Origin of the sequence: Pseudomonas sp. NBRC 111123, assembly GCF_001320205.1 — a bacterium.
GTDB lineage: Bacteria > Pseudomonadota > Gammaproteobacteria > Pseudomonadales > Pseudomonadaceae > Aquipseudomonas > Aquipseudomonas putida_J.
Genome location: NZ_BCAZ01000007.1, coordinates 56373 through 67537, shown reverse-complemented (window position 1 = coordinate 67537; position 11165 = coordinate 56373). Strand labels below are relative to the sequence as shown.

At 62.7% G+C, this 11165-nt stretch carries 9 protein-coding genes; 1 reads left to right on the top strand and 8 read right to left on the bottom strand.

The annotated features are described in order from the left end of the window. Positions 1–70 precede the first annotated feature (70 nt). The 7 genes from APH27_RS06170 to pilM all read right to left on the bottom strand — a co-directional run bounded on the left by APH27_RS06170 (position 71) and on the right by pilM (position 7037). On the bottom strand, positions 71–1711 hold the full coding sequence (locus APH27_RS06170; protein WP_060484275.1) for an AAA family ATPase: 1641 nt from the start codon (positions 1709–1711) through the stop codon (positions 71–73). 15 nt (positions 1712–1726) lie between these two features. Beyond that, positions 1727–2824, bottom strand: coding sequence for a 3-dehydroquinate synthase (gene aroB / locus APH27_RS06165; RefSeq protein WP_060484274.1), 1098 nt, complete (start codon positions 2822–2824; stop codon positions 1727–1729). A 94-nt stretch (positions 2825–2918) separates the two neighbouring features. Continuing rightward, a complete protein-coding gene (aroK, locus tag APH27_RS06160) occupies positions 2919–3437 on the bottom strand; it encodes a shikimate kinase AroK (RefSeq protein WP_027920998.1) in 519 nt (172 codons plus the stop codon). 4 nt (positions 3438–3441) lie between these two features. Then, on the bottom strand, positions 3442–4710 hold the full coding sequence (locus tag APH27_RS06155; RefSeq protein ID WP_082435010.1) for a type IV pilus secretin PilQ: 1269 nt from the start codon (positions 4708–4710) through the stop codon (positions 3442–3444). Continuing rightward, a complete protein-coding gene (locus APH27_RS06150; protein WP_082435016.1) occupies positions 4634–5650 on the bottom strand; it encodes a pilus assembly protein PilP in 1017 nt (338 codons plus the stop codon). The genes APH27_RS06155 and APH27_RS06150 overlap by 77 nt, the downstream gene beginning before the upstream one ends. Further along, complete coding sequence (locus APH27_RS06145) at positions 5647–6183, bottom strand: PilN domain-containing protein (RefSeq protein ID WP_060484272.1); 537 nt, start codon at positions 6181–6183, stop codon at positions 5647–5649. Before APH27_RS06145 ends, APH27_RS06150 begins: the two co-directional genes overlap by 4 nt. Continuing rightward, positions 6183–7037, bottom strand: coding sequence for a type IV pilus biogenesis protein PilM (gene pilM / locus APH27_RS06140; protein ID WP_027920994.1), 855 nt, complete (start codon positions 7035–7037; stop codon positions 6183–6185). The genes APH27_RS06145 and pilM overlap by 1 nt, the downstream gene beginning before the upstream one ends. A gap of 176 nt (positions 7038–7213) precedes the next feature. On the opposite strand from pilM, the gene APH27_RS06135 reads away from it, so the two are divergent. Further along, complete coding sequence (locus tag APH27_RS06135) at positions 7214–9667, top strand: penicillin-binding protein 1A (RefSeq protein ID WP_027920993.1); 2454 nt, start codon at positions 7214–7216, stop codon at positions 9665–9667. Between the two features lie 150 nt (positions 9668–9817). On the opposite strand, the gene APH27_RS06130 is transcribed toward APH27_RS06135, so the two are convergent. Continuing rightward, the gene (locus tag APH27_RS06130; RefSeq protein WP_027920992.1) at positions 9818–11086 is read right to left on the bottom strand and encodes a malic enzyme-like NAD(P)-binding protein; all 1269 of its coding nucleotides are present in this window, start codon (positions 11084–11086) and stop codon (positions 9818–9820) included. Positions 11087–11165: the final 79 nt, after the last annotated feature.

Genomic DNA, 11165 nt, shown 5'->3' with positions numbered 1-11165 from the left:
CGCAGCAGGCTAGTCGAATGTCATTAATCGCTCAGCAACTGGGCGGCGGGGTGATGCCGCCCGGCAGGTATCAGCGGGCCGAGGCCAGCTCTTGTTGGACGCTGGCGACGGTACGTGGCCAAGGTTTACCAGCCTGGACCTTCGCTGGCAAGTTCTTGATTGCCGCAACCGCTGCGTCGCGGTTGGCAAAGTTGCCGTAGGTGACTACGTACAGCGGCTTGCCCTGCAGGTTTTTCTTGAAGTAGCGATAGTCGCCACCCTGTGCCTTGACGAAAGCCTGGGCCGACGCCTCGGAGCTGGTACCGAGGATCTGCACCACATAGTTGCCTGGCTTCTGGCCCGAGTACCAGCCACTGCTGCCGGTGCCGCCGGCTACCGGTTTTTCCAACGGTTTGGCGGCGGGCTTGGCGGTAGCAATCTGCGTCGGTGCGGCTGGCGCCGGCTTGGCAGGCGCAACCGGTTTGGCAGGCTGGGTAGCGACAGGCTTCGGCGCTGGCGCAACTGGCTGGGCCGGCTGAACTGGCTGAACCGGTGCGGTAGCCTGGGCCATGCTCGGCGTCGGGCCGGCAGGTACGCCCTGCGGTGGCGCGACGGTGGTTACGGTAGGCGGGTTGCCAGGCTGCAAGGCAGTGTTGCCGGCCGGGCCACCCTCTTCGCCGTCACCCATGCCGGCAGCTTGCGCCAGAGGCTCGCGCATGACCGGCTGGGACTGACCCACCAGCGGCAAAGGCATCGGCTGCGACTGGCCGGAGAATTCGATGGCCGGGTTGCCGTTGTTCGATTGAGCGCCCCCCGGCTGGCCTTCGCCCAACGGCAACTGGGCCTGAGCCACGGGCGCCTCGGCAGGGGCCTTGTCGCCTTTCTTGGGCATCAGAACCGCAGCACCTACGGCGACCACGACGACAGCGGACAGCGCGAGTACGTGTTTCTTAGGCATTTTGAACCCCATGGATGGTCGCTTGACCGTAGTACGGCTGGCGATCATGGCTTCGATCAAAGTATCGCGGGCGACCTGGTTGATGTTGCCAGGCCATCCGTCGGAGTTTTCATGAATATCGACCAGCTGTTCACGGGTGAACACCTCGATGCCCCGGCCAGCGCCCTCCAGGCGTTGTTCCAGGTACTCGCGGGTTTCTTCCTCGCTGTAGGGGGCAAGCTCAATGACGTGGAAGCGCTCTTCCTCGACCTGGATCTCGTCCAACCCGGCAATCAGCGAAGGCTCGCCGAACAGGAACACGTGCGGGCGACCTTCCGGTAGCCCTGCCGCCAGTTCCAGCAACGCTTGGAGTGCCGACTCGTCGAGTTGTTCCGCATCGTCCACCAGCAAATAGACTTCCTGCCCGGTCAGTGCCAGTTGCACCACCTTGTTCAGGATCGCCTGCACTTCAGGCTGGGCCACTTCCAGGGTTTGCGCCACCTGGCCAAGCACGCTGGCGGCGTCGCTGGCGCCGCGGGCAGATACCACCACGCTCAGCACCGACTGCTTGTTGGTACTGGCCACCAAGGCCTGGCGCAGCAGGGTCTTGCCGCTGCCCACGGGGCCGGTGACCACCAGCATCAGCTGGCTGTAGCGGGCCAGGTGATGTAACTGGCCCAGCACCGGCTTGCGCTGGGCAGGGAAGAACTTGAAGCCGGGCACACGCGGCGCGAACGGATCGTGGCTCAACTGGTAATGTTCGAGGAACGCCTCATCGGCATGCAAACTGGTCATTACGCTGTCACAACCTCAAAGCTGGGCCACGATCGCGCGGTAATCCGCCGACAGCGTGGCCTGAAGAATCTCTTTCGGATAGTCGTCGGTGATCACGGCCTCGCCCAGCCGGCGCAGCAGCACCAGCCGCAGGCGGCCATCGAGCACCTTCTTGTCGACCGCCATATGCTCCATGAAATGCGCCGGGGTCATTTCCTGTGGTGGCACCACCGGCAAACCTGCGTCCTGCAACAGGCGGATACCGCGATCACGCTCGGCCTGGTCAATCCAGCCCAGGCGCATGGACATTTCCAGGGCCATTACCGTGCCTGCGGCTACGGCTTCGCCGTGCAGCCACACGCCATAGCCCATGTGCGTTTCGATGGCATGCCCGAAGGTATGCCCAAGGTTCAGGGTTGCCCGCACGCCGGATTCGCGCTCATCGACGCCGACCACCGCCGCCTTGGCCACGCACGAGCGGCGGATGGCTTCGGTCAGGGCCGCAGGCTCCAGGGCGCGCAAGGCCTGCATGTTGGCGTCGAGCCAACCGAGGAACGGTTCGTCGCAGATCAGGCCGTACTTGATCACTTCGGCCAGGCCTGCCGAAAGCTCGCGCTCGGGAAGGGTCTTGAGGCTTGTGGTATCGATCAGCACCGCGTTGGGCTGGTAGAACGCACCGACCATATTCTTGCCCAGCGGGTGGTTGATGCCAGTCTTGCCGCCCACCGAGGAGTCGACCTGGGACAACAGCGTGGTGGGTACCTGAATGAAATCGACACCACGCTGGTAACAGGCTGCGGCAAAGCCAGCCATGTCGCCGATCACCCCGCCGCCGAGGGCGACCACGGTAGTGCGGCGGTCATGCCGGGCACCGAGCAGGCCGTCGAAGATCAGTTGCAGGGTCTGCCAGTTCTTGTGGGCTTCGCCATCCGGGAGGATCACCGGCAGAACCGAATAGGCACCGAGGGTCTTGCTCAGGCGTTCGAGGTACAGAGGCGCGACGGTTTCGTTGGAAACGATGGCAACCTGCCGCCCGGCGATGTGCGGCGCCAGCAGTTCAGGTTGGTCCAGCAGGCCTTCGCCAATGTAGATCGGGTAGCTGCGCTCGCCCAGGTCGACCTTTAGTGTCTGCATGTATCCCCACAATGTACTTGAGCGCGGCGCCGGCTGTGCGACCCGCGCGGTAACGTTGAACCTCGCCTCGGCGCTGGCCGAGAATAGTCCCGGCTTAGCGGGGCGGCAACTGCTGCAGGCGCTCGAGAATATCAAGCACCACCATGCGTGGTGGCCGTTCGTCGGTTTCCACCACCACGTCGGCGATCTCGCGATAAAGCGGGTCGCGCGCCTCCAGCAATGCGCGCAGAGTCGCTTCCGGGTTGGCGGTGCGCAGCAACGGGCGGTTGCGATCGCGCGCAGTACGCCCGACCTGCTGCTCCACCGAGGCGTGCAGGTAAATGACCCGGCCGCCCTCGTGCAGCGCCTGGCGATTTTCCGCGCGCATTACCGCACCGCCGCCGGTCGCCACGACCACGCCATCGAGCGCGCAGAGCTCGGCGATCATCGCCTGCTCGCGGTCACGGAAGCCCGGCTCGCCTTCTTTATCGAAGATCCACGGGATGTTGGCGCCGGTTCGCAGTTCGATTTCCTTGTCGGAATCCTTGAACAGCAGGCGCAGCTCTTTGGCCAACAGGCGCCCGATGGTGCTCTTTCCAGCGCCCATGGGCCCTACAAGTATCAAATTTCGCACAGAATCAACGACTCACAGCAATCGCCTGGTCACTCATGATACGCGGAGTCAGGAAGACCAGCAGCTCGGATTTTTTCTCTTGTAATGCATCGCGTCGAAACAGCCGCCCAACATACGGCAGATCGCCGAAAAATGGCACCTTGTCGACTACATTGTTTTGCGTGGTCGAATACACGCCGCCGATGACGATGGTCTCACCGTCCGTAACGCGGACCTTGGCATTGACCTCGTTCTTGCGAATCGGCGGCACGTCGTTCAGGGCATTGACGAAATCAGGTTCGTCCTTGGTCACCTTGACCGTCATGATGACCTTGCCGTCCGGAGTGATCTGTGGCGTGACCTCCAGCGACAGCGAGGCCTCGCGAAAAGCCACAGAGGTAGCGCCACTCTTGCTGGTTTCCTGGTATGGCACCTCGGTACCCTTCAGGATTCTGGCGGTTTCATTGTCAGCCGTGACCACTTTGGGCTGGGAGATGATTTCGCCGTTGCCGCTCTTCTCCATCGCACTGAGCTCCAGATCCAGCAACACGCCGCCGCGCAAAAGGCCTACACCGATGCTGGCACCACCCTGCTCCATGCCAAGGTCGACGAACACATCCTTGCCCAATTGCGGCGCCTCCCCATATAACTGCCGGCCCCAACGCACGCCCAGGCCTTTCTCGTAGTCGACATTGGCCTCCACGATGCGCGCCTCGATCTCCACCTGGCGTACCGGCACATCAAGTTGAGCAACCAGCTTGCGCAACTCGGCCAGGCGTTCTGCCGGCTGATGCGCCACCAAGGTGTTGGTGCGCGCATCGACGCTCAAGCTGCCACGACCGGTCAGAATTCCATCATCCGCCAGTGTTGCCAGCAGCAGCTCTGCAAGTTGGGAAGCGTTGGCGTGATGGATTGGCAGCAGCTCTCGTCGCAACGGCTGCAGCTGCGCATCCAGCTCCTGCCCAATACGCACGCCGCGGGATTGCTCGGCCAACTCGGCCGCAGGTGCCACCAGCAGCACATTCCCCTCGTCGCGCCGCGCTAGCCCTTTGCTGAGAAGGACCAGCTCCAGCGCTTGATCCCAGGGGACTTCGTGCAGCCGCAAGGTGACATTGCCTTGCACCGTATCGCTGGCTACCAGGTTGACCCCGGCATAGTCCGCCAGCACCTGAAGCACTGAGCGCACTTCGACGTCCTGAAAATTCAGCGATATGGGTTCACCCCGATAGGGTGTTGCCATGCACCACTGACTGGGTATCAGGGCCACCGCCATCCACATCAACAGGCATTTCATAACCTTCCGTGATCTCCAGGTTCGCGCTCTTCCTGAGCGTCAGCATCACCGTGCGCTCGCGCCACACGCCCCCTACGAACAGTCGCTGGCGCACTTCCAGCTGCCGTTCGCCGACCTCTACAACAATGCCTCCTTCACGCCCCAGCCGGTCACCGGGGCGCGCGCGATACAAGCGCCCTGCCGACGCCAGCAACGCTTCGCGCTGCAGGCCCCGCTGCAAGCTGCCGACCATTTGCAGCTGTGCCAGCGGAACACTGACAAGCCCACCCTGAACGTCACGTGTCGCCCATGCGGAAAAAGGATCAACACCCACTGGCAGCACCTCAGCACGGGCGGGTAAATCAGCCAGGGATACAGGTTCGGGCACAGCGCCGTCGGCTTGGTAGGCATGGACACGCAAGCCAAGGCGCAACAGCCCTGGCCGGTCATCGGCAGGCTCCAGCCACAACGCCTCTGCGCGTAACAGGCGAACCTGGCCCAGCCAATCGTCCAGCCACACTCGCAACCCCGAATAACGCCCGACTACCTGCACATCCAAGGGTGTCTGCCAGTAGCCGGGCTGCTTTACGTCATCTCGCACGTCCAATTGTTCGAAGTGCAGACCATGCGCATGCCCCGAGGCTGCCAACTGGTCCAGTAAATCGCTCATGCCAGCGCCGGCAGCAAGACGCCAGCGGGCATCCTGCAATAGCTGCTGCGCCTCATCGAAGGCCTCACGCATTTGCGACAGCGCCAGCACTTCGGCAGCCTTGGTTGCGTGCTCCTGAAGCAAGTCGCTTTGCCTGGCATGTTCCGCGCGCTGGAGATGCGACCATTGCGGCAGGCGAAACAGGCAGCCAAGCCCAAATACGACGAGGCCTACGGCGCAGGGCAGCGTGAAGCGAAATAACCGCGAGCGCTCGATGAGGGCCAGCCACACCTCATGCTGAAACAGATTCACGACCACAACGCCGACAGACGTGCCAGCAACAGGAACTCATCGCCACCCGGCAGGCTCTTGAGGCTTTTAAGTTCTAGATCGCGCACCACGCCAGAGCGCTCCAGTTCACGCATGAGCTGCGCCACGACGGCGCCGGAGGCGGCTACACCGACCAGGCGCAGTCGTGAGCATTCCAGTTCGAGCTTGCGCAGTTGAACGCCTTCCGGCAGGGCTCGTTCCAGGTCGGCGAACACGGCAGTCAGTAGCCCCTGCTCTGCGCGCAAGCCAGCCAACGCGGCGGCCTGCTTACGTACCGCGTCATAGGATTGCCTGATGCGATCATGCTCGTTCAGCTGCACCTCGAGCGCCTCGATTGCAGCCTGCTGACCATGGTTGGCAATGGCTTGCTGCCGAACGCGCTGGCGGGCCAGCTGGTCCATCAACAGCACCGCACACAGCGCCACGACAGCCGCCCCCAACAACGTCAGGCGCAAACGCCGGAGCACTGCCAGCCGTTGCCGCTCTCGCCACGGCATCAGATTCAGACGCAGCATCAGCGCACGCTCCCCATCGCCAGGGCGAAAGCCAAGGCCATATGCCCGTCGCTGCAATCCACACCGGCCACCGGCGGCAATGACCGGCAGGGCAAGCCGAGTTGCTCACTCAGTCGACCGAGCAAGCCTTGCCCAGGCACCGAAGCCCCGACGACCAGCACTTCCTCCGGCCCCTTCCCTTCACCGAACAGATTGCCAGGCAAATCAGGTGCTACGCCAGGGAGCAACTCCCGCCGCAATGGCAGCGTCTCGTCAAGCCAGCCATGCAGTGTCGAACCGCCCGGTTCAATGCGCAGCAGCGCTGCTGTGCCTTTGCTTGGCATCAGCCGACGCAAGGCAATACTGTCGACCTCGACGACCTCCAGTTCCAGCCCTGCGGACTCGAAGGCTGCTGCCAGAGGCTGCAGCGCACTCTGACGACTGGCCGCGACCAGCACATCCAGGCTACCTGGCTGTTGCGGCGAGGCGCCCAGCACCTGGAAGTCCAACACTAGGTCTTCAAGGGGGAAGGGAAACAGCCGCTCCGCGTCCGCCAGCAGTTGTGCCTCCATCTGGCTCGGGGCCTGGCTGACCGGCAGCTGACACAGCTTGCAGATCACTTGCGAGGCTGGTAGCGCCACAGCTGCCCGGCGTTGCCGACTACCTGATTGCCGAAGAGCATCGCGCAAGGCACCTACGAACCACTCAGGGTCATGCCTGCCGTTGCCAGGCGCAAACGGCTCGCATGCATGAAACGCCCAGACAAGCGGCTCATAGCGCCCCCTGTGGCGACGCAACTGTGCAATACGAATGGAGTCAGAGGCAATTTCAACCCCCAACAGTGAACTGGCATCCTTGCCAAAACGTCCGAGCATCACGACTTCCTTGTTACAACCATGAACCGCCCCATTGCCGGGCCTGGACGGCCAGACGGTGCAGCGGGCCGCCTGGCCGGTCACCCGGCGAGGCGAAAAATGCTTATAATGCCCAGCGTTTTTTCGTCCGCCGGCCCCGTGCGCAATTCACCCCTCAATCTGGACACCGAAAAGCCTTGATACGCCTGCTGAAGTTCTTCTGGTGGTCTTTCGTCGCAGTCATCTGCGCGCTCGTACTCGGTGTGAGCGGTGCGTTTCTGTATCTTAGCCCCAACCTGCCATCGGTCGATTCGCTCAGAAGCATCCAGTTGCAGATCCCCCTGCGGGTGTATAGCAGCGACGGCAAACTGATTGCCGAGTTCGGCGAAATGCGCCGCTCGCCGATCCGCTTCGCGGAAATTCCGCCACAGTTCATTCAGGCGCTTCTGTCAGCCGAGGACGACAATTTCCTCAATCACTACGGGGTCGACCCAAGCAGCCTGATGCGTGCTGCGACCCAGCTGGTGAAAACCGGTCACATCCAGACCGGCGGCAGCACGATCACCATGCAGGTGGCGAAGAACTTCTTCCTCACCAGCGAGCGCAGCTTCTCGCGCAAGACCAACGAGATCCTGCTGGCCCTGCAGATCGAGCGCGAGCTGACCAAGGACGAGATCCTCGAGCTGTACGTCAACAAGATCTACCTGGGCAACCGTGCCTACGGTATCGATGCTGCCGCGCAGGTCTACTACGGCAAGTCGATCCGTGACGTGAGCCTGGCGCAGATGGCGATGATTGCCGGCCTGCCCAAGGCACCGTCGCGCTTCAACCCGCTGGCCAACCCGGTACGCGCCAAAGAGCGTCGCGACTGGATCCTGGGCCGGATGTACAAGCTCGGCAAGATCGACGAAGCGAGCTATCAGGCCGCCCTGGCCGAGCCACTCAATGCCAGCTATCACGTGCCGACCCCTGAGGTGAACGCGCCTTACGTCGCCGAAATGGCCCGCGCCGAAATGGTTGGCCGTTATGGCAGTGATGCCTACACCGAAGGTTTCCGCGTCACCACCACCGTGCCAAGCGACATGCAGGAAATGGCCAACAAGGCCATTCTCAACGGCCTCACCGAATACGACGAGCGTCACGGTTATCGCGGCCCGGAAGCTCGCTTCCCAGGCAAGACCCACGCTGCCTGGCTGCAAGAGCTGAGCAAGCAGCGCAACCTTGGCGCACTCGAGCCGGCCATCGTCACCCAGATCGAGAAAGACGGCATCAAGGTGCTGACCCGTGATGGCAAGGAAGAACACGTTGCCTGGGACACCATGAAATGGGCACGCCCATTCATCAACACCAACTCCCAGGGCCGTGCGCCGCAGTCGCCTGCCGACGTTGCCCAGGTCGGTGACCTGGTTCGCCTGCAGCGCCTTGACGAGGGCAAGCTCAAGTTCAGCCAGGTACCCGGTGCACAGAGCGCGCTGGTAACCCTCGACCCCTACAACGGCGCCATCCGCGCCCTGGTTGGCGGCTTCTCGTTCGAGCAGAGCAACTACAACCGTGCCATGCAGGCCAAGCGCCAGCCAGGCTCGAGCTTCAAGCCGTTCATCTATAGCGCGGCACTGGACAGCGGCTACACCGCTTCCAGCCTGGTCAACGATGCGCCGATCGTGTTCGTCGACCAGTACCAGAACAACGAGTGGCGGCCGAAAAACGACACCAACACCTTCCTCGGCCCGATCCGCATGCGCGAGGCGCTGTACAAGTCGCGCAACCTTGTATCGATTCGCCTGCTGCAGGCCATGGGTGTGGACCGCACCATCGATTACATCAGCAAGTTCGGCTTCAACAAGCAGGACTTGCCACGCAACCTGTCCCTGGCCCTGGGCACCGCGACCCTGACCCCGATGGAAATCGCTACAGGCTGGAGCACCTTTGCCAACGGCGGTTACAAGGTCAACCCGTACCTGATTGACCGTATCGAAAGCCGCAATGGCGAGACGCTGTTCACCGCCAACCCGGCCCGCGTACCGCAAGGCGCTGAAGACCATGCCGGGCTGGCAGCACCGGAACAACCGATCAGCACTGCCGCCCTGCCGGGCGAGGCGCCTTCGGCCCTGGGCCAGATCGCCCCGCCACCGCAGACCCCGGCCATCGCCGAGCAGATCATCGATGGCCGCACCACCTACATCCTTACCAGCATGCTGCAGGACGTGATCAAACGCGGCACCGGCCGCCGGGCACTGGCCTTGGGCCGCGACGACCTGGCGGGCAAGACCGGTACCACCAACGAGTCCAAGGACGCCTGGTTCTCCGGCTACAACGCCGATTACGTGACTACCGTGTGGGTCGGCTTTGACCAGCCGGAAAGCCTGGGCCGTCGTGAATACGGTGGTACTGCGGCGCTGCCGATCTGGATGAACTTCATGGGCGCGGCATTGAAGGGCAAGCCGAGCCATGCACCGGCCGAGCCGGAAGGCATCCTCAGCCTGCGGGTCGACCCTGTCAGCGGCCGCGCGGCCTCGCCCAGCACACCAAACGCCTACTTCGAATTGTTCAAGGCCGAAGACTCGCCGCCGTCGGTCGATGAGCTGGGTAACGGCGCAGCGCCTGGCAGCCCGCTGCCAGCGGATGAAGCGGCGCCGATGGATCTGTTCTGAAGCGGAGCGCCTGGATCAGGTTTTGTGTGGGCGCGTAAATCGAGCGCCGCCCGTGCGGCGCTCGATCTCACAGGCGCTGACACTCTCTCGGCAAACAAAAAGCCCCGGTTCATATGAGCCGGGGCTTTTTTGTGTCGCTTACGGCAGTGATCAGCCGTTGAACACTTCATCCACGCTGTTCAGCGGGTAGTGCTTCGGATACGGCAGGGTAGCCACGCCGGATTCGATGGCAGCTTTGGCCACAGCGTCGGAAACGACGGTGATCAGACGCGCGTCCAGCGGCTTCGGAATGATGTACTCGCGACCGAACTCCAGGCCTTCAACGCCGTAAGCTTCGCAGACTTCCTTAGGTACCGGCAGCTTGGCCAGGTCTTTCAGGGCGATGGCAGCAGCGATCTTCATTTCTTCGTTGATGCGCTTGGCGCGAACGTCCAGGGCACCACGGAAGATGAACGGGAAGCCCAGCACGTTGTTGACCTGGTTCGGGTAGTCGGAACGACCGGTAGCCATGATCACGTCGCTGCGAGTGGCGTGAGCCAGCTCTGGGGAAATTTCCGGGTCCGGGTTCGAGCAGGCGAACACGATCGGGTTGGCAGCCATCGACTTCAAGCCTTCCGGGCTCAGCAGGTTCGGGCCGGACAGGCCTACGAACACGTCAGCACCGTCCAGGGCATCGGCCAGGCTGCGCTTGTCGGTGGCGTGGGCGAACTGGGCCTTGTACTGGTTCAGGTCGTCGCGACCCGCGTGGATCACGCCACTGCGGTCGATCATGAAGATGTTTTCGACCTTGGCGCCCATGCTGACCAGCAGCTTCATGCAGGAAATGGCGGCAGCACCGGCACCCAGACAGACGATCTTGGCGTCTTCCAGCTTCTTGCCGGCGATTTCCAGGGCGTTGATCATGCCGGCCGCGGTAACGATCGCGGTGCCGTGCTGGTCATCGTGGAACACTGGAATGTCGCACTGCTCGATCAGGGTGCGTTCGATTTCGAAGCACTCTGGTGCCTTGATGTCTTCGAGGTTGATGCCACCGAAGGTGATCGAGATGCGGCGAACGGTGTCGATGAAAGCCTGCGGGCTCTCGGACTCGACTTCAATGTCGAACACGTCGATACCGGCGAAACGCTTGAACAGAACGCCCTTGCCTTCCATCACTGGCTTGGAAGCCAGTGGGCCGAGGTCACCCAGACCGAGGATGGCGGTGCCATCGGAAATTACCGCGACCAGGTTGCCCTTGCCGGTGTATTTGTAGGCCAGCTCTGGATCACGGCCGATTTCGCGCACGGGTTCAGCAACGCCTGGGCTGTAGGCCAGGGCGAGATCGCGGGCGGTGGCGGTGGGCTTGGAGAGCTCGACGCTCAGTTTCCCCGGACGAGGTTGAGCGTGGTATTCGAGAGCGGCGGTTTTCAGGTCTGACATGGTGGGCATTCCGCTATTTACTGTTCTGACGGACCGCCGAGGATACGCAAAGAGCCGGGGAGCCACAAGACTGGTCAGT